16 protein-coding genes are annotated in these 18,676 nt (G+C 62.4%); all 16 read left to right on the top strand.

What is annotated here, in order from left to right; translation table 11 throughout:
• Window positions 1-12 precede the first annotated feature (12 nt).
• Window positions 13-561 (top strand): ATP-dependent protease subunit HslV, encoded by a 549-nt coding sequence (gene hslV, locus ACPWMG_RS23930; protein ID WP_483301989.1) that lies wholly within the window; start codon window positions 13-15, stop codon window positions 559-561.
• Window positions 562-564: 3 nt separating this feature from the next.
• On the top strand, window positions 565-1,914 hold the full coding sequence (gene hslU, locus ACPWMG_RS23925) for an ATP-dependent protease ATPase subunit HslU (RefSeq protein WP_483301988.1): 1,350 nt from the start codon (window positions 565-567) through the stop codon (window positions 1,912-1,914).
• Between the two features lie 286 nt (window positions 1,915-2,200).
• Complete coding sequence (gene mraZ, locus ACPWMG_RS23920; RefSeq protein ID WP_483301987.1) at window positions 2,201-2,629, top strand: division/cell wall cluster transcriptional repressor MraZ; 429 nt, start codon at window positions 2,201-2,203, stop codon at window positions 2,627-2,629.
• 9 nt (window positions 2,630-2,638) lie between these two features.
• Entirely contained in the window at window positions 2,639-3,586 is a 948-nt protein-coding gene (rsmH, locus tag ACPWMG_RS23915; protein WP_483301986.1) for a 16S rRNA (cytosine(1402)-N(4))-methyltransferase RsmH, read from the top strand.
• A complete protein-coding gene (gene ftsL / locus ACPWMG_RS23910; protein ID WP_483301985.1) occupies window positions 3,583-3,942 on the top strand; it encodes a cell division protein FtsL in 360 nt (119 codons plus the stop codon). Before rsmH ends, ftsL begins: the two co-directional genes overlap by 4 nt.
• Window positions 3,939-5,699 carry a peptidoglycan D,D-transpeptidase FtsI family protein gene (locus ACPWMG_RS23905; RefSeq protein ID WP_483301984.1) on the top strand — a complete coding sequence of 587 codons (1,761 nt, stop codon included), beginning with the start codon at window positions 3,939-3,941 and terminating at the stop codon, window positions 5,697-5,699. Before ftsL ends, ACPWMG_RS23905 begins: the two co-directional genes overlap by 4 nt.
• A complete protein-coding gene (locus ACPWMG_RS23900) occupies window positions 5,699-7,204 on the top strand; it encodes a UDP-N-acetylmuramoyl-L-alanyl-D-glutamate--2,6-diaminopimelate ligase (protein ID WP_483301983.1) in 1,506 nt (501 codons plus the stop codon). Before ACPWMG_RS23905 ends, ACPWMG_RS23900 begins: the two co-directional genes overlap by 1 nt.
• Before the next feature lie 11 nt (window positions 7,205-7,215).
• Entirely contained in the window at window positions 7,216-8,676 is a 1,461-nt protein-coding gene (locus ACPWMG_RS23895) for a UDP-N-acetylmuramoyl-tripeptide--D-alanyl-D-alanine ligase (protein WP_483305327.1), read from the top strand.
• A complete protein-coding gene (gene mraY, locus ACPWMG_RS23890; RefSeq protein WP_483301982.1) occupies window positions 8,666-9,844 on the top strand; it encodes a phospho-N-acetylmuramoyl-pentapeptide-transferase in 1,179 nt (392 codons plus the stop codon). The genes ACPWMG_RS23895 and mraY overlap by 11 nt, the downstream gene beginning before the upstream one ends.
• A 4-nt stretch (window positions 9,845-9,848) precedes the next feature.
• On the top strand, window positions 9,849-11,621 hold the full coding sequence (gene murD / locus ACPWMG_RS23885) for a UDP-N-acetylmuramoyl-L-alanine--D-glutamate ligase (protein WP_483301981.1): 1,773 nt from the start codon (window positions 9,849-9,851) through the stop codon (window positions 11,619-11,621).
• A 2-nt stretch (window positions 11,622-11,623) separates the two neighbouring features.
• Entirely contained in the window at window positions 11,624-12,877 is a 1,254-nt protein-coding gene (ftsW, locus tag ACPWMG_RS23880) for a putative lipid II flippase FtsW (protein ID WP_483305326.1), read from the top strand.
• Between the two features lie 82 nt (window positions 12,878-12,959).
• Entirely contained in the window at window positions 12,960-14,081 is a 1,122-nt protein-coding gene (gene murG, locus ACPWMG_RS23875; RefSeq protein WP_483301980.1) for an undecaprenyldiphospho-muramoylpentapeptide beta-N-acetylglucosaminyltransferase, read from the top strand.
• Entirely contained in the window at window positions 14,078-15,511 is a 1,434-nt protein-coding gene (gene murC / locus ACPWMG_RS23870; RefSeq protein WP_483301979.1) for a UDP-N-acetylmuramate--L-alanine ligase, read from the top strand. The genes murG and murC overlap by 4 nt, the downstream gene beginning before the upstream one ends.
• Window positions 15,508-16,488 carry a D-alanine--D-alanine ligase gene (locus ACPWMG_RS23865; RefSeq protein WP_483301978.1) on the top strand — a complete coding sequence of 327 codons (981 nt, stop codon included), beginning with the start codon at window positions 15,508-15,510 and terminating at the stop codon, window positions 16,486-16,488. The genes murC and ACPWMG_RS23865 overlap by 4 nt, the downstream gene beginning before the upstream one ends.
• Complete coding sequence (locus ACPWMG_RS23860; protein WP_483301977.1) at window positions 16,485-17,279, top strand: cell division protein FtsQ/DivIB; 795 nt, start codon at window positions 16,485-16,487, stop codon at window positions 17,277-17,279. Before ACPWMG_RS23865 ends, ACPWMG_RS23860 begins: the two co-directional genes overlap by 4 nt.
• A 17-nt stretch (window positions 17,280-17,296) precedes the next feature.
• Window positions 17,297-18,526, top strand: a complete 1,230-nt coding sequence (ftsA, locus tag ACPWMG_RS23855; RefSeq protein WP_422830240.1) for a cell division protein FtsA — start codon at window positions 17,297-17,299, stop codon at window positions 18,524-18,526.
• Window positions 18,527-18,676 lie beyond the last annotated feature (150 nt).

Genomic DNA, 18,676 nt, shown 5'->3' with positions numbered 1-18,676 from the left:
CTCTGAAAAGCTATGGAACAGTTTCACGGTACAACCATTCTCAGCGTGCGGCGCCAAACCGCCAACGGCGTGCAAGTCGCCATTGGCGGCGACGGGCAAGTCACTTTAGGCAACACAGTCGTCAAGGGCACGGCGCGCAAGGTGCGCAAGCTTTACAACGGACGTGTGCTCGCCGGTTTTGCAGGCGCCACGGCCGATGCCTTCACCTTGTTCGAGCGCTTTGAAGCCAAGCTCGAAAAACACCAAGGCCACTTGGTGCGCGCCGCGATCGAGCTCACCAAAGACTGGCGCACCGACCGTGTGCTGCGCCGCCTGGAAGCCATGCTTGCCGTGGCCGACAAAGAGGCTTCGCTCATCATCACCGGCAACGGCGACGTGTTGGAGCCCGAGCGCGGCATTGTGGCCATTGGCTCGGGTGGCACGTTTGCGCAGTCGGCGGCGATTGCCTTGTTTGACAACACCGAACTCAGCGCCCGCGACATCGTCAAGAAGTCGCTCGAGATTGCAGGCGAAGTCTGCATTTACACCAACATGAACCACACCATCGAGACGCTGGAGTAAATTTTGACTTCCTCCTCCTACGCTTTGACGCCCCAAGAAATCGTCTCCGAACTGGACCGCCACATCGTCGGCCAGCAGCAAGCCAAACGTGCCGTGGCCATTGCCTTGCGCAACCGCTGGCGCCGTCAGCAGGTCGATGAAAAGCTGCGCGGCGAAATCACCCCGAAGAACATCCTGATGATTGGCCCTACCGGTGTGGGCAAAACCGAAATCGCCCGCCGCTTGGCACGCATTGCCGACGCGCCTTTCATCAAGGTCGAGGCCACCAAGTTCACCGAAGTGGGCTACGTGGGCAAAGACGTCGATTCCATCATCCGCGACCTGGTGGATGTGGCCGTCAAGCAAACCCGCGAATCCGAAAAACAAAAAGTGCGCATGCGCGCCGAAGATGCGGCGGAAGAGCGCGTACTCGACATCCTGATCCCGCCCGCGCGTTTGAGCTCTTCTGAAGGTGCGTCTGCTTCGGCCGCTGGCGACAGCCCTGCGCGCCAAGCCTTCCGCAAGAAGCTGCGTGAAAACCAGCTGGACGATAAAGAGATCGAGATCGATGTGGCCGATGCGCGGCCGCAGTTGGAGATCATGGGCCCGCAAGGCATGGAAGAAATGACCGAGCAACTGCGCGGCATGTTCAGCCAAATGGGCTCGCCCAAGCGCCAGGTGCGCAAGCTGAAAATCGCTGAAGCGATGAAGCTCTTGGTTGACGAAGAGGCCGCCAAGCTGGTGAACGAGGAAGAGCTCAAAACCAAGGCCATCTTCAACGCCGAGCAAAACGGCATTGTGTTCATCGACGAAATCGACAAAGTGGCCTCGCGTGGCGAAGGCCAAGGCAGCGAAGTGTCGCGCCAAGGCGTGCAGCGTGACCTGTTGCCGTTGGTCGAAGGCACGACGGTGTCGACCAAATACGGCCCGATCAAGACCGACCACATTCTCTTCATTGCCTCTGGCGCGTTCCATTTGAGCCGTCCGAGCGACCTGATTCCCGAGTTGCAAGGGCGGTTGCCGATCCGCGTGGAACTGCAGTCACTGTCGGTACAAGACTTCGAGGCCATCCTCACGCAGACCCATGCCTCGCTGGTCAAGCAGTATCAGGCTTTGCTGGCGACAGAGAGCGTGAGTTTGGTGTTTACGCCAGAGGGAATCACCCGGTTGGCGCACATCGCTTACGAGGTGAACGAACGCACTGAAAATATCGGCGCGCGGCGCCTGTCGACGGTGATGGAACGCCTTTTAGACGAAGTTAGCTTTGGCGCCACCAAGTTGGAGGGCCAGACCGTTGAGATTGACGCGGCCTATGTGGATGCTCGATTGCAGGAATTGAGCCAAAACGAAGACTTGTCTCGATACATCTTGTGACTGATAGGTTTGTCAGTGTGTGTCAAGTCTGAAACGTGTTTTACCCCTGGCTTGTAGCTAAGACAACACATTCAAAACTTTTGCTAAGTGCTTAATTTTGAACAGATTTTTGTGCGATCTGACATTTGCAAACACCGCTAAGTCGTTGATTTGATTACAAAAAATACCCTGGTTTGCTAGGTCCACTTTGTTCTTTTCCTGCTACAGTGGGAAAAAGTGCAATTAAGTGGGATTTCGGCGTGAAAACCCTCCTTCTGCACTCTCAATCGCAAGGATGGGCAGGGTTGTGTTTCAAGGGGCTTCGTCTCTCAGTCTGGATGCCAAGGGGCGGCTATCGGTGCCGACCCGGCATCGTGACGTCTTGAGCGCGACGGCCGAAGGACGCCTCACCATCACCAAACACCCCCACGGCTGCCTGATGGTGTTTCCGCGCCCCGAGTGGGAGAAGTTCCGCGAACGCATCGCCGAGCTGCCCATGTCCGCCCAATGGTGGAAGCGGATCTTCCTGGGCAACGCTATGGATGTCGAAATGGACGGCACCGGCCGTCTGCTGATCTCGCCTGAACTTCGTACCGCCGCCGGCATCAGCAAAGACGCCGTTTTGCTGGGCATGGGCAACCACTTTGAACTCTGGGATAAAGCGACGTACGAAGCCCAGGAAGCCGAGGCGATGCAGGGTGAAATGCCCGATGCCTTCAAGGACTTTTCTTTCTGAGGCCGGACGGTGGACGACACAAGAACACACACCACCGTCTTGTTGGAGGAGGCTGTGGATGCGCTCCTTCGCAAACCGGCTGACGCCCAAGACGCCAACGCTGCGGCCACCTACGTGGACGGCACCTTTGGGCGCGGCGGCCACTCGCGCCTGCTGCTGTCGCGCATGGGCCCGCAAGACCGGCTGATCGCGTTTGACCGCGACCCCATGGCCATCGCCAGTGCCGCCAGCGTCAACGACCCGCGTTTTTCCATTCGCCACCAGGCTTTCAGCAGTGTGGGCGAATTGCCCGAGGCCAGCGTCAGCGGTTTGTTGATGGACATCGGCGTCAGCTCGCCGCAAATCGACGACCCCACGCGTGGTTTTAGTTTCCGATTCGACGGCCCGCTGGACATGCGCATGGACACCACGCGCGGCGAAAGCGTGGCTGACTGGTTGGCCACGGCTGAAGTTCAACAGATCGCAGAGGTGATACGTGACTACGGCGAAGAACGGTTTGCTGGCCCGATTGCAAAGGCGATTGTGGCTCGCCGAGAAGAGCGCGGCCCCATCACAACCACTACCGAGCTGTCCGAGCTCGTGGCTGGTGCGGTCAAAACCCGTGAGGCAGGCCAGAACCCTGCCACGCGCACATTTCAAGCTTTTCGGATTTTCATCAATGCCGAGCTTGAAGAGCTCCAGCAAGCGCTAGAAGGCGCGCTGAAGGTTTTGCAGCCAGGCGGCCGCTTGGTGGTGATCAGCTTTCATTCGCTGGAAGACCGCATCGTCAAGCAGTTCATCGCCAAACACGCGCGTGAAATTGTCGATCGCCGCGCGCCGGACTGGATGTTGTCCAAACCCGCCGCCATGAAGTTGGAGGCACTAGGGCGCATCAAGCCCAGCAAAGACGAAGTGGACCGCAACCCGCGCTCGCGCAGCGCCGTGATGCGCGTGGCCATCCGCACGGAGGTGGCATGACCCGGCTGAACCTCATGTTGTTGCTGGCGGTGCTGGTGAGCGCGCTGTACTTGGTGCACACCCAGTATGAGTCGCGCAGCCTGTTTGTGGAGCTGGACCGCGCCAACACCCTGGCGCGCAAGCTGGTGGTGGAAAACGAACGCCTGCAGGTCGAGCGCCGCACCCAAGCCACGCCGCTGCGGGTGGAGAAGCTCGCCAAAGAACAACTGCAAATGCGCTCCAGCTCGCCGGCCATCACGCAATACGTGACGATGCAGGCGCAGGCTCCTGCATCTACGCAAACGCCCACTTCAGGTGCCAGTGCCGGCCGTGTGCAGGGCTTGCAAGGCAATGACACGGCGAGGCCTGTGCAATGAGCCGCCGTAACGGAAGCCGCAACGCCAGCGTGAGCGTGCGCTACACATCGAGCCCGCTGCTCGCCAGCAAGACGCCGGTGTGGCGCAGCAAGTTTGTGGTGGCGATGATCGCCTTGGGCTTCATCGGCCTGACCGCGCGTGCCGCCTACATCCAGGTCATCGGCAACGACTTCTTCATTCGCCAAGGCGAGGTGCGTTTTGCACGCACCTTGGAGCTGCCCGCCAACCGTGGCCGTATTCTGGACCGCAATGGTTTGATCCTCGCGTCCAGCGTCATCGCCGCCAGTATTTGGGCCATTCCCGAAGACGTGGACCGTGACCCTGCCAAGCTCAAAGCTTTGGCGCGCCTGCTCGACATGCCGCTGACCGAGCTGAACAAAAAGCTCGAAAACGAAGACAAAACCTTTGTCTGGATCAAGCGCCAGGTCGACCAGCCGATTGCACAAGAAATTGCCGCGCTGGGTATCAAAGGTGTCTACCAGCGCCGCGAATACAAACGCGAATACCCCGAAGGCGAACCCATCGCCCACGTGGTGGGTTTCACCAACGTCGAAGACCATGGCCAGGAAGGCATGGAACTGGCGTTCGACAAAGAACTTGCCGGCAAGCCCGGCTCGCGCCGCGTGATCAAAGACCGTCTGGGCCGCGTGGTGGAAGACGTGGGCGACCAGGTGCCGCCTGTCGACGGCAAAGACATTCAGCTCAGCGTGGACAGCAAGGTGCAGTTCTTCGCCTACCAAAAGCTGCGCGACTCTGTCATCGCCAACAAAGCCAAAGCCGGCAGCGTGGTGGTGATGGATGCCGTCACCGGCGAGGTACTGGCCCTGGCGAATTACCCTAGCTATGACCCGAACAATCGCCGCCACCTGAGCGGCGAACAACTGCGGAACCGCGCGTTGACCGACACCTTCGAGCCAGGCTCGACCATGAAGCCGATCACCGTGGCCATGGCCTTGGAAGCCGGCCGCGTCACGCCGCAAACGCCGATCGACACCAGCCCCGGCCGCCTCACCATCACCGGCTCCACCATCACCGACACACACAACTACGGGTTGTTGACGGTGGAAGGTGTGATCCAGAAGTCCAGCAACATTGGCGCCACCAAGATTGCGCAGCGCATGACGCCGCACGAGATGTGGGACACCTTCACCGCCGTGGGTTTTGGTCAGAAGCCACAAATCACTTTCCCTGGCGCTGTCACAGGTCGTTTGCGTCCCTGGAAAACCTGGCGCCCGATCGAGCAGGCCACCATGTCGTATGGCTACGGCCTGTCGGCTTCGCTGTTCCAGATGGCGCACTCGTACACAGCCTTCTCGCACGATGGTGAAATCATCCCTGCCACCATGCTGAAGAACAGTGATGAAGTGGTCGGCACACGCGTGTTCTCTGCCAAGACGGCAGTGGCCGTGCGCAAGATGCTGCAAATGGCCGCGGGCCCTGGGGGCACCGGCCAGAAGGCGCAAACCGTGGGTTACTCGGTGGGGGGCAAGTCGGGCACGGCGCACAAACAAGTGGGCAAGGGCTACGCCAGCAACAAATACCGTTCGTGGTTCACCGGCATGGCGCCGATTGAAAAACCACGCGTCATCGTGGCCGTGATGCTGGACGAGCCCAGTGCCGGCCAATACTTCGGTGGCACTGTGGCCGCCCCCGTGTTCAGCGAAGTTGTTCAGCAAACGCTGCGCCAAATGGGTGTGGCGCCCGACATGGACGTGAAGCCGCAAATCGTGGCCAACCCGGTGGAGGAGTCGTTCTGATGCAGGCGCTCAACTCCGTGCACGGTGTCGTGACTTGGCTGCGCAGCCACGTCACGGGCGTGCTGCGTGTCGACAGCCGTCAGGTGCAACCCGGCGACGGCTTCATCGCCTGGCCCGGTGCGGCCAATGACGGCCGCGCCTTCGTGCCGAACGCCATCACCAGCGGCGCCACGGCGTGCCTGGTTGAGCAAGCCGGCAGCGATGCCTTCAAGCTTGACGGCGCGCGTGGCGTGGCGAGTTTTCCCGGCCTGAAGGCCAGCACCGGCCCCATCGCCGCTGCGTATTACAACGCCCCTTCGGAGGCGCTTTCGGTGCTGGCTGTGACCGGTACCAATGGCAAAACATCCACCAGTTGGTGGCTGGCGCAAATGCTCTCAAAAGTAGAGCTGCCTGCGCCTATCCCATGCGCGGTGATGGGTACTTTGGGTATTGGCATTCCGCCCGATGTAGAAGCCACTGGTTTGACCACGCCCAACCCGGTGCAACTGCAGCAGCAGTTCCGCCGTTTTGTGGACGAGGGCATTGCTGCTTGCGCCATCGAAGCCTCGTCGATCGGTATTGCCGAGCGCCGCTTGGATGGCACGAAGATCCGCGTCGCCATTTTTACCAACTTCACGCAAGACCACCTCGACTACCACGGCAGCATGGCCGCCTACTGGCAGGCCAAGGAAGAGCTGTTTGCCTGGCCCGGCCTGCAGGCCGCCGTGCTGAACGTGGATGACGTGAAGGGCGAAGCTCTGGCTGAAAAGTTGGCCGGCGGCAGCCTGGATGTATGGACGGTGTCTTGCGAACGTGATGCCCGCCTGCGCGCGCGCGACATCGGCTACTCAGACCTTGGTTTGCGCTTCACTGTGGCCGAAGGTGACGAACACTACCTGGTCGACACCCCGCTCATCGGCCTGTACAACGTGGCCAACATGCTGGGTGTGATGGGCGCCATGCGCGCCCTCGGCGTTCCGCTGGCCGAGGTCGTACGCGTCTGCGCCTTTGCCACGCCAGTGCCAGGCCGTATGGACTGTTTGACCGAAGCCGGCCAACCCCTGGTGGCCATTGACTACGCCCACACGCCCGACGCACTCGACAAAGCCCTGCAAGCCCTGCGCCCCATGGCCAAAGCGCGCGGCGGCAAGCTGTGGTGCATGTTTGGTTGCGGCGGCGACCGCGACCCTGACAAGCGCCCTTTGATGGCGGCGGTGGCCGAGAAGCAAAGTGATGTGTTGGTGGTGACCAGCGACAACCCACGCAGTGAACGGCCCGAAGCCATCATCAGCCAGATTCTGCTGGGTGTTTGCAACCGCGCTGGCGTGCAAGTGCAGTCCGACCGCGCACTGGCCATTGCCGAAACGCTGGCCCAGGCCGATGCACGCGACGTGGTGCTGCTGGCAGGCAAGGGCCACGAACCCACGCAAGAAATTGCAGGCGTGAAACACGTCTTTTCCGATAAATCCCACGCGCAGGCCGCTCTTCAGCGCCGCGCAGTTTTGAATGCAGGTGCTGCAGCATGAGCGCCACCACCATGATGACCCTGGAGCAGGCCTTGGCCTGGCTCCCCGGCGGCCGCCTGTTTGGCGCTGCCGACACGCCTATCAAGCGTGTGCATACCGACACCCGTACCCTGCAGCCCGGCGACCTGTTCGTCGCCCTGCACGGCGAACGCTTTGACGCCAACACCATGCTGGCGCAGGCCAAGGCCAGCGGTGCTGCGGCTGCTCTTTGCCACCCTGGTGCCAGCGGTGGCTTTGCGCAACACGGCTTGCCGTGCATCGAGGTGGATGACACCCTGGCCGCGTTGGGCACCTTGGGCACAGCTTGGCGCGCGCAGTTCACGCTGCCGCTGATAGCCGTGACCGGCAGCAACGGCAAGACCACGGTGACGCAAATGATTGCGTCCATCTTGCGCGCGGCTGTAGGCGGCGAGGCCGACGCATCACTCGCCACCCAAGGCAACTACAACAACGACATCGGTGTGCCGCTCACGCTGCTGCGCCTGCGTGCCAGCCACAAGCTCGCCGTGGTCGAACTGGGCATGAACCACCCTGGCGAAATCGCCAAGCTGGCCGCCATGGCCAAGCCCACCGTGGCCTTGGTCAACAACGCGCAGCGCGAGCACATGGAATTCATGGCCACGGTGGAAGCCGTGGCGCAAGAAAACGGCGAAGTGTTCCGTGCCTTGGCGGCCGACGGCGTGGCCGTGTTTCCGGCTGATGAACCCTATTGCGAACTGTGGCGTGGCCTGGCTGCTGGCCGACGCTGCAGCACCTTTGCCTGGGACCGAAGCGCACACACCGGTGCCGACGTGTCTGCCGCTGGCGCCGCGTTCTGGGAGCACAGCGCCTGGCAGGCTGCAGCCCACACGCCTGCGGGCGAGCTGCTGCTGACGCTGCACATCGCAGGCCAACACAACGTGAAAAACGCGCTGGCCGCCACCGCCTGTGCCTTGGCGGCCGGTTTGCCGCTGGAAGCCATTGGCCGTGGCTTGGCTGCTTTTGAACCGGTGAAGGGCCGCTCGCGTGCATTGCCAGTGTCGTGGCAAGGCCGCGCCATCACGCTGGTGGACGACAGCTACAACGCCAATCCCGACTCCGTGCTGGCCGCGATCGACGTGTTGGCCGCTCTGCCGGCGCCGCGCTTGCTGGTGCTGGGCGACATGGGCGAAGTGGGCGACCAAGGCCCGCAATTCCACTCCGAAATGGGCTTGCGCGCTCGACAGGTGGGCCTTGAGCATGTGTTCACGCTCGGTGCCTTGGCTACGCACGTGAGCAGCAGTTTTGGCGCTGGCCGCCATTTTGAAAGCATCGATGCGCTGAATGCCGCCGTGCGCGAGATGTTGCCCGAGGTTGCGAGTATTTTGGTCAAAGGCTCTCGTTTCATGCAGATGCCGCGCGTGGTGGAGTTTGTGCAAACACAAACCCAACCGAACCCGCTTGCCGCATCTGCCACAACAACAAAAATGAAGGAGCCGCCCCATGCTGCTTAGCCTGGCCCAATGGCTGCAAACCCTATCGCCCGACTTCGGGTTTTTTCGCGTTTTCCAGTACCTCACTTTCCGTGCGGTGATGGCCGCCATGACGGCGCTGCTCATCGGCGTGCTGGCGGGCCCGTTTGTGATTCGCAAGTTGGCCGAACTCAAAGTGGGTCAACCGATCCGTGGCTATGGCATGGAAACCCATCTGGCCAAACAAGGCACGCCCACCATGGGCGGCGTGCTGATTCTGCTGACCATCGCCATCTCTACTTTGTTGTGGTTTGACCTGACCAACCGCTTTGTCTGGATCACCATGTTGGTGACCTTCGGCTTCGGCGCCATTGGTTGGGTGGACGACTGGAGAAAGGTGGTCAACAAAGACCCCGAGGGCATGCGCTCGCGCGAAAAATACTTCTGGCAATCACTCATCGGCCTGTTGGCCGCTTTGTATTTGGTGTTCAGCATTTCCGAGAACTCCAACTGGCGCGTGATGGAGCTGTTCTTCAGCTGGGTGCAGTCGGGCTTCGACGTGAACCTGCCGCCCAAGGCCGGCCTGCAAGTGCCGTTCTTCAAAGAAGTGACTTACCCGCTGGGCGTGCTTGGTTTTGTGATCATGACCTACCTGGTCATCGTCGGCTCCAGCAACGCCGTGAACCTGACCGATGGCCTGGACGGCTTGGCCATCATGCCGGTGGTGATGGTGGGCTCGGCGCTGGGTGTGTTTGCCTACATCAGCGGCAGCGCAGTGTTTTCGCGCTACCTGTTCTTTCCACACATTCCGGGCGCTGGCGAGTTGCTGGTGTTCTGCGCCGCCATGGCCGGTGCAGGCCTGGCCTTCTTGTGGTTCAACGCCTACCCGGCGCAAGTGTTCATGGGTGACGTGGGCGCGCTGGCGCTCGGCGGTGCCTTGGGCACCATCGCGGTCATCGTGCGCCAGGAAATTGTGCTGTCCATCATGGGCGGCATTTTTGTGGTGGAAGCCTTATCGGTGATGCTGCAGGTCAGCTACTTTAAGTACACCAAGAAACGCTTTGGCACGGGGCGGCGCCTGTTCAAAATGGCACCGCTGCACCACCACTTTGAAAAGAGCGGCTGGAAAGAAACCCAAGTGGTGGTTCGCTTCTGGATCATCACCATGTTGTTGTGCCTCATCGGCCTGTCGACCTTGAAGTTGCGCTGATCACATGCTGCACCTCAAAGACCTCCACGTTCTCATCCTCGGCCTCGGCGCGTCTGGCCTGGCGATGGCACGTTGGTGCGCGCGCCATGGCGCCGTGGTCACAGTGGCCGACACGCGCGAGGCGCCGCCACAGTTGCAAGCCTTGCGGTGCGACGTGCCGGGTGCGCAATTTGTCGGTGGTGCGTTTGCCGCTGCGCTGGTGGAAGCCACGCCGATCCGCGCGGTCTACCGATCGCCTGGCCTCACGCCGCAAACACTGGCACCTGTGATGGACGCGGCGCGCGCCATGGGCTTGGTGCTGGGCGGTGAACTCGATCTGTTCAGCCAGGCGCTGGTCGATCTGACGTTGCAAAGCCAAGAGGTGTTGGCGGCGAAGGCTGCGGCCGAGGCACTTGAGGCTGCGGAAGCAGCGGAAACCGACGAAGCCGCGGCCGTTGTTGTAGCGCCGGTTGCAGAGGAGGCAGTTGAACCTTCTGCCGATGAAACCACCGAAGACGCCCCAGCCGAGCCCGAACTCAAAGACACACACGACGCCGACGAGCCCCTGGTCACGCTGCGCGCGCCAGAGCCCGTGCCCGTGGGGTATCAGCCCGTGGTGCTGGCCATCACCGGCACCAACGGCAAAACCACCGTGACCTCGCTCACCGGCCAACTGGTCGAGCGCGCCGGCAAAACCGTGGCCGTGGCCGGCAACATCGGCCCCACGTTGCTCGACACGCTGAGCGAACATTTGGACAAGACGCTCGACCTCTGCGACCTGCCGCAGGTGTGGGTGCTGGAGCTGTCGAGCTTTCAACTCGACGCGTCGAACCAATTCGAGCCTACCGCAGCCACGGTGCTCAACCTGTCGCAAGACCACCTCGACTGGCACGGCAGCATGGAAGCCTACGCGGCGGCCAAAGGGCGCGTGTTTGGCCGCAATGGGTTGATGCTGTTGAACCGCGATGATCCGGCCGTGATGGCTATGTTGCCACCACCCCTGCGTGTGAAGCTGCAAAAGCCGCAAGTGCGCGCCCACGTGACCTTTGGCGGCGACATGCCCACACGCCCCGGCGACTTTGGCCTGGAAATCACCAATGGCATGACCTGGCTGGTGCGCGCCATGGAAGCCGACGAGACCAAGCGCAAACGCAACGAAGCCGCAGAAGACCTGCACATCCAGCGCCTGATGCCGGCCGATGCGCTGCGTATCCGTGGCCGACACAACGCGGTCAACGCGTTATCGGCTCTGGCCCTGGCGACGTCTGCCGGTTGTGCGCTGGCGCCCATGCTGTTCGGCCTGCGTGAATACCACGGCGAGCCGCACCGCGTGGAGTCGATCGCCTTGGTGGGCGATGTGGAATATTTTGACGACAGCAAGGGCACGAACGTCGGCGCTACCGTGGCCGCATTGCAAGGCCTCGGGGCAGAGCGTCGCGTGGTGGTGATCCTGGGCGGCGACGGCAAGGGCCAGGACTTCAGCCCGCTGGCCGACCCCGTGGCACGTTACGCGCGTGCGGTAGTGCTCATCGGGCGCGACGCGCCGCAGATCCGTGCCGCGCTCGAAGGCACCGGCGTGTCGATACAAGATGCCGGCGGCACACCTGAATCGATGGCGCAAGCCGTGAAGCTGGCCGCCGAGCGCGCGCAGCCTGGCGACGCCGTGCTGATGTCGCCCGCCTGCGCCAGCTTCGACATGTTCAAAGACTACGAACACCGCGCCAAGGTGTTCGTGGCCGCGGTGCAGGCGCTGCAAGATGACGATGGCTTCGGCGCCACCGGGGAGTTTGCAGCATGAGCATGTTCTCGTCCCTGCAATGGCCTAGCTGGTTCAAGGGCCTGCCGAAAACGGCGGCCGATGCCTTGCCTGTGCGCCTGGGGGCGAGCGGCTTTTCGCGCATGCCCAGCAAGCCGGTGGTGGTCAAGGGTTTCGACCAACCGCTGCTGTGGGTCACCGTGGCATTGCTGGCCTGGGGCCTGGTGATGGTGTACTCCGCGTCCATCGCCATGCCGGACAACCCGCGTTTCGCCAACTACGCGCACACCCACTTCTTGATACGCCACATGATCGCCATCGTGGTGGCTTTCTTGTTTGGCTTGTTGGCCTTTCAGGTGCCGTTGCAGACCTGGGAGCGCTGGGCGCCGTGGTTGTTTGTGTTCGCCTTGGTGCTGTTGATCATGGTGCTGGTGCCCTTCATTGGCAAAGGGGTGAACGGCGCACGCCGCTGGATCTCGCTCGGTGTGATGAACTTCCAGCCGTCTGAGCTGGCCAAGCTGGCGATTCTGTTTTACGCGGCCAACTACATGGTGCGCAAGATGGACGTGAAGGAAAACTTCTTCCGCGCCGTGATGCCCATGGGCGTGGCTGTGGCCGTGGTGGGTGTGTTGCTGCTGGCTGAGCCCGACATGGGCGCCTTCATGGTGATCGCGATCATCGCCATGGGCATCTTGTTCCTGGGCGGTGTCAATGCGCGCATGTTCTTCTTGATCGCCGCCATTCTGGTGGTGGCCTTCGGCTTGATGATTGCGCTGAGCGACTGGCGCCGCGAGCGGATTTTTGCCTACCTCGACCCCTGGGGCGAGAAATACGCGTTGGGCAAGGGCTACCAACTGTCGCACTCGCTGATCGCCATAGGACGCGGCGAAATCTTTGGCGTCGGCCTGGGCGGCAGTGTTGAAAAACTGCATTGGCTGCCCGAAGCGCACACCGACTTCTTGCTCGCCGTGATTGGTGAAGAGTTTGGTTTGATCGGCGTGATCTGCGTGATCGGCCTGTTCTTCTGGCTCACCCGCCGCCTCATGCACATCGGCCGCCAAGCCATCGCCCTCGACCGCGTGTTCGCCGGTCTGGTGGCGCAAGGTGTGGGCGTGTGGATGGGCTTTCAAACCTTCATCAACATGGGCGTGAACTTGGGCGCGTTGCCCACAAAAGGGTTGACGCTGCCGCTGATGAGCTTTGGGGGCTCGGCGATTTTGATGAACGTGGTGGCGATTGCAGTTGTGCTGAGGGTCGACTATGAAAACAGGCAACTCATGCACGGAGGCCGTGTATGAGTGGACCGTTTCACCAAAATGGGCACACCGCGCAAGCGGTGCACGACGCGGCACGCGGCGTGTTGATGCACGGGGGGCGTGTATGACGACCGCCAAGCAACCCTGTGCCTTGATCATGGCTGGCGGCACTGGCGGCCACATCTTCCCCGGCCTGGCCGTGGCCGAGACGCTGCGTGCGCGCGGCTGGCGTGTGCATTGGCTGGGTGTGCCCGGCAGCATGGAAAGCCAACTCGTGCCGCCACGCGGTTTTGCGTTCGAGCCGGTCAACTTCTCGGGCGTGCGCGGTAAGGGCTTCAAGACCCTGGCCCTGCTGCTGCCGCGCCTGCTGCGTGCTTTCTGGCAAAGCCTGAAGGTGATACGCCGCGTGCGGCCGGATGTGGTGGTGGGCCTGGGCGGCTATATCGCTTTCCCTGGCGGCATGATGGGTGTGCTGATGCAAAAGCCGCTGGTCTTGCACGAGCAGAACTCGGTGCCCGGCATGGTCAACAAGGCTTTGGCGGCTGTGGCCACACGGGTGTTCACCGCGTTTCCACATGCTCTGCCCAAGTCAAGCTGGGTGGGCAACCCCCTGCGCGAAGCGTTCTTGCACCAGCCCGACCCGGTCACGCGTTTTACCGGCCGCACCGGGCCGCTGAAGGTGTTGGTGGTGGGCGGCAGTTTGGGTGCGCGTGCGCTCAACGAGGTGGTGCCACAAGCGTTGGCCTTGATCCCGGCCGACCAGCGCCCGCAGGTGGTTCACCAAAGCGGCGCCAAACAACTCGACGCCTTGCGCGCCAACTATGCGACGGCCGGTGTCGATGCCGAACTGACCGCCTTCATTGACGACACCGCCAAGGCGTATGCCGATGCCGATCTGGTGATCTGCCGCGCCGGTGCCAGCACCGTGACCGAGCTGGCCGCCGTGGGTGCTGCCGCGTTGTTCGTGCCTTTCCCGGCGGCGGTGGACGACCACCAGACCACCAACGCGCAGTTCCTGGTGAACCACGGCGCAGGCTGGTTGGTGCAGCAGTCGACGCTCACCGCCGAATGCTTGGCTGAAAAGCTGCAAAAAATAGAGCGGCCTGCGCTGTTGCGCTGTGCCCTGGAAGCCAAAAAGATGCAAAAACTCGGCGCCGCAGATGCGGTGGCCGATGCCTGCGCAGAGCTGGTGGCTGGCGATCAAGCCGCTGTGGCCTCGCAGGTGAAGACCGGAGACACCCCATGAAACACGCCATTCGACACATCCACTTCGTGGGCATTGGCGGCATCGGCATGAGCGGCATCGCCGAAGTGCTGTTCAACCTGGGCTACACGATTTCGGGCTCCGACCAGGCCGACAGCGCTACGCTGCGCCGCTTGAGCGGCCTGGGCATCACCACCACCATCGGCCACGCGGCCGAGAACGTGGCCTTGGCCGATGCCGTGGTCACCAGCACGGCCGTGAAGGCCGACAACCCTGAAGTGTTGATGGCCCGCGAGAAACACATTCCCGTGGTGCCGCGCGCGCTGATGCTGGCCGAGCTGATGCGCCTGAAGCAGGGCATTGCCATTGCCGGCACCCACGGCAAAACCACTACCACCAGCCTGGTGGCGAGTGTGCTGGCCGAGGCCGGGCTCGACCCCACCTACGTGATTGGCGGGCGGCTGAACAGCGCCGGTGCCAATGCCAAGCTGGGCAGCGGCGACTACATCGTGGTCGAGGCCGACGAGTCGGACGCCTCGTTCCTGAACCTGTTGCCGGTGATGGCGGTGGTGACCAACATCGACGCCGACCACATGGAAACCTACGGCCATGACTTCGGCAACCTGAAAAAAGCGTTCGTTGATTTCCTGCACCGCATGCCGTTCTACGGCACGGCCGTGTTGTGCATCGACGACCCGGCGGTGCGCGAAATCGTGCCGCAGGTCACCTGCCCCATCACGAGCTACGGTTTTGACGAAGACGCTCAGGTGCGCGCCATCAACGTGCGCGCGGTGGGCGGTCAGATGCACTTCACCGTGCAGCGCCGCAACGGCGTCACGCTGCCTGACCTGGACGTGGTGCTCAACCTCGCCGGCCGGCACAACGTGTTGAACGCGCTGTCGGCCATTGCCATTGCGGTGGAGCTGAACGTGCCCGACGCGGCCGTGCAGAAAGCCCTGGCCGAGTTCCACGGCGTGGGCCGCCGCTTCCAGCCCTATGGCGACGTGCCAGCGGCAGATGGTGGCAGCTTCACCGTGATCGACGACTACGGCCACCACCCGGTGGAGATGGCCGCCACCCTGGCGGCCGCTCGCGGTGCGTTCCCTGGGCGGCGCTTGGTGCTGGCGTTCCAGCCGCACCGCTACAGCCGCACACGCGACTGTTTTGAAGATTTTGTGAAAGTGATTGGCGACGCCGACGCGGTGCTGCTGTCCGAGGTCTACCCCGCTGGCGAGGCGCCGATTGTGGCGGCCGACGGCCGGGCGTTGACGCGTGCGCTGCGGGTGGCGGGCAAGGTGGAGCCGGTGTTTGTGGACGACATCGCGGGCATGCCACAAGCCATTGCGGATAACGCGCGCGGTGGTGACGTAGTGTTGTGCATGGGCGCGGGCTCGATTGGTGCCGTGGCCGGAAAAGTGGTTGAAATGCTATCGAAAGTAGAGCTGTCTACGCAGAAGGGTGGGGCGGTATGAGCCAAAATGGCTTGAATCTTGGCAAGGTGGCGGTGCTCATGGGAGGCGTGTCGGCCGAGCGCGAGGTGTCGCTGATGTCGGGCAACGGCGTGCTGCAGGCCTTGCGCAGCCGTGGCGTGGACGCTCACGCGTTCGACCCCGCCGAGCGCGATCTGACCGAGTTGAAGCGCGACGGTTTTGCGCGCTGCTTCATCGCGCTGCATGGTCGCTTTGGCGAAGACGGCACGGTGCAGGGCGCGTTGGAGTTGCTGGGCATTCCCTACACCGGCTCGGGTGTGATGGCGTCCAGCATTGCCATCGACAAGGTCATGACCAAGCGCATCTGGCGCGCCGATGGTTTGCGCACGCCGGGCTGGTTTGAAGTCAACAGCGCCGAGGCCACACGCGAAGCTTTTGCGGCTTTAGGTGTGCCGATGATCGTGAAGCCCGCGCGCGAAGGCTCCACCATCGGCCTGACCAAGGTTTACACCGCGGAGCAATGCGAAGAGGCCTACCGCCTGGCCGCGCAGCACGACGACTTGGTGCTGTGTGAGCAATTCATCCGTGGTGATGAAGTCACCTGCCCGGTGCTCGGCACGGGGGGCGCTGCTCGCGTGCTGCCGGTGATCCGCATCGTGGCGCCCGATGGCAACTACGACTACAACAACAAATACTTCACCGACGATACCAAGTACCTGGTGCCCGCCGGTTTGCCGGAAGGCGAAGAAGAAGCCATTCAGGAACTGGTGCGCAAGGCCTACCTGTCGCTGGGCTGCCGTGGCTGGGCGCGTGCCGACGTGATGATCGACGCCAGCACCCGCCAGCCGTATTTGCTGGAGATCAATACCTCGCCCGGCATGACCGGTCACTCGCTGGTGCCGATGTCGGCCCGCGCGGCTGGTATTTCGTACGAGGAGCTGTGTGTGCAACTGCTGCAGGGCACGACGCGTGACTACCCCGACCATGCCGAGCCAGCCGCCGGAGGCGCCGCCGCATGAGAAACCAACTGGCCGTGCCCGTGGACGTCAAGCTCATGAACATGACCGCTTCGGTCATGTATGTGGGCGTGGCCGTCGCGCTGCTGGCCAGTGCGCTGTGGTGGGGGCTGCGTCAGCCGGTGTTTGCGATTCGCGGTGTTTCGGTGTTGGGTGATGTCACGCACAACAACGTGGTCACGCTGTACGCCAACGTCGGCTCCAAGTTGCGCGGCAACTTCTTCACTGTCGATTTGACGGACGTGAAAGAAGCTTTTGAAGCCGTGCCGTGGGTGCGTCGCGCCGAAGTGCGCCGCGAGTTCCCGAACCGCTTGCGCGTGGTGCTGCAAGAACACCAGGCCGCCGCCTTCTGGGGGCCGGATGGTGAGTCCAAGTTGCTGAACAACTACGGCGAGATTTTTGAAGCCAACGTGGATGAAGCCGGCCGTGAAGACTTGCCACACCTCAACGGCCCGGCCGACGAAGCCGGCCAGGTGTTGGGCATGTACCGCACGCTGGCGCCGCTGTTCGAGCCGCTGGACGCCACGCTGGAAGACCTGAGCCTGAGCAACCGTGGCGGCTGGTTGGCCAAGACCGACAGTGGCTCCGAGATTGAGCTGGGCCGAGGCAATGCCGACGACGTGGTGCGCCGGCTGCGAAGATTTTTGAGCACGGTGACCCAGGTCACCGGCCAATATGGGCGAACCATCGACGCGGTAGAGCGGGCAGACCTGCGCTACGACGAAGGTTATGCGCTACGGATGAATGGTGTGACCACGGTGACTTCACCGTTGCCCACGCCGAAGAAGAAATAAGGGAAACAGGACGCTGTATGGCAAAAGAGTACAAAGATCTGGTGGTCGGCCTCGACATCGGTACCGCTAAGGTAATGGTGGTGGTGGCCGAAGTCATGTCGGGCGGCGAGCTCAAGCTGGCCGGCTTTGGCGTGGCGCCCAGCAACGGGCTCAAGCGCGGCGTGGTGGTCAACATCGACGCCACCGTGCAGAGCATCCAGCTCGCGCTGAAAGAGGCGGAGCTGATGGCCGACTGCAAGATCTCGCACGTCTACACCGGCATCACCGGCAGCCACGTGCGCGGCATCAACTCCAGCGGCATGGTGGCGGTGAAAGACCGTGAGGTCACGGCAGCCGACGTGGCGCGTGTGGTCGAAACCGCCAAGGCGATCAACATCTCGACCGACCAGCGCCTGCTGTTGGTGGAGCCGCAAGAGTTTGTGATCGACGGGCAAGACGTGAAAGAGCCCATCGGCATGAGCGGCATCCGCCTGGAAGCCAAGGTGCACATCGTGACCGGCGCGCAAAGTGCGGCGGAAAACATCATCAAGTGTGTGCGCCGCTGCGGGCTCGACGTCGACCAGTTGATGCTGAACCCACTGGCCTCCAGCCTTTCGGTCTTGACGGCCGACGAGCGCGAACTCGGCGTGGCCCTGGTGGACATTGGCGCGGGCACCACTGACGTGGCGGTGTTTACCAATGGTGCCATCCGCCACACGGCGGTGATCCCGATTGCCGGCGACTTGATCACCAGCGATATCGCGATGGCGCTAAGGACTCCGACCAAAGATGCCGAAGACATCAAGGTGGAGAACGGTTGCGCCAAGCAATTGCTCGCCGACCCCGATGCCCAGGTGGAAGTGCCGGGCCTGGGCGACCGTGGTCCGCGCATGTTGAGCCGACAAGCCTTGGCCGGTGTGATCGAGCCGCGGGTCGAAGAGATTTACTCGCTGGTGCACCAGGTGATTCGTGAGTCGGGCTACGAGGAAGTGTTGTCCTCGGGCATCGTGCTCACTGGCGGCAGCGCGGTCATGCCGGGCATGGTGGAGTTGGGCGAGGACATCTTCTTGAAGCCGGTGCGCCGTGGCCTGCCGAAGTATTCCGGCGCCTTGTCTGACATGGTCGGCCAGCCGCGTGCTGCTACTGTCATGGGCTTGCTGGAAGAGGCGCGTATTGCACGTCTGCGCGGCTTCAAAGTGGCGCAGAAAAATGGCTCGATGAAAACGGCAGTGGGCCGTGTCAAAGACTGGTTTATTGGGAACTTCTGATGCATGCTGTGTGTTTAACCCACTGGTATGCGCGGGGTAGCCCGCAGGGCCCGCCGTCCAGACGATGGCGAAGCTCTTATCCGCCATGGCGCGAGCCGTGTGAGCCTGGTAGGGGCCCATAAAAGAACAACATCACATACAAGCAACTGC

Origin of the sequence: Hydrophilobacter chitinilyticus (assembly GCF_049860745.1) — a bacterium.
In the GTDB taxonomy this organism is placed as follows: Bacteria; Pseudomonadota; Gammaproteobacteria; order Burkholderiales; family Burkholderiaceae_C; genus Rhodoferax_B.
The sequence above is the reverse complement of the archived record's forward strand: the minus strand, read 5'-3'. Positions and strand labels throughout refer to the sequence as shown.

Coding starts and splice junctions, on each gene's coding strand:
- hslV (WP_483301989.1), top strand. CDS start 13: ATGGAACAGTTTCACGGTACAACCATTCTCAGCGTGCGGCGCCAAACC.
- ftsL (WP_483301985.1), top strand. CDS start 3,583: ATGACCCGGCTGAACCTCATGTTGTTGCTGGCGGTGCTGGTGAGCGCG.
- ACPWMG_RS23905 (WP_483301984.1), top strand. CDS start 3,939: ATGAGCCGCCGTAACGGAAGCCGCAACGCCAGCGTGAGCGTGCGCTAC.
- ACPWMG_RS23900 (WP_483301983.1), top strand. CDS start 5,699: ATGCAGGCGCTCAACTCCGTGCACGGTGTCGTGACTTGGCTGCGCAGC.
- ACPWMG_RS23895 (WP_483305327.1), top strand. CDS start 7,216: ATGATGACCCTGGAGCAGGCCTTGGCCTGGCTCCCCGGCGGCCGCCTG.
- mraY (WP_483301982.1), top strand. CDS start 8,666: ATGCTGCTTAGCCTGGCCCAATGGCTGCAAACCCTATCGCCCGACTTC.
- murD (WP_483301981.1), top strand. CDS start 9,849: ATGCTGCACCTCAAAGACCTCCACGTTCTCATCCTCGGCCTCGGCGCG.
- ftsW (WP_483305326.1), top strand. CDS start 11,624: ATGTTCTCGTCCCTGCAATGGCCTAGCTGGTTCAAGGGCCTGCCGAAA.
- murG (WP_483301980.1), top strand. CDS start 12,960: ATGACGACCGCCAAGCAACCCTGTGCCTTGATCATGGCTGGCGGCACT.
- murC (WP_483301979.1), top strand. CDS start 14,078: ATGAAACACGCCATTCGACACATCCACTTCGTGGGCATTGGCGGCATC.
- ACPWMG_RS23865 (WP_483301978.1), top strand. CDS start 15,508: ATGAGCCAAAATGGCTTGAATCTTGGCAAGGTGGCGGTGCTCATGGGA.
- ACPWMG_RS23860 (WP_483301977.1), top strand. CDS start 16,485: ATGAGAAACCAACTGGCCGTGCCCGTGGACGTCAAGCTCATGAACATG.
- ftsA (WP_422830240.1), top strand. CDS start 17,297: ATGGCAAAAGAGTACAAAGATCTGGTGGTCGGCCTCGACATCGGTACC.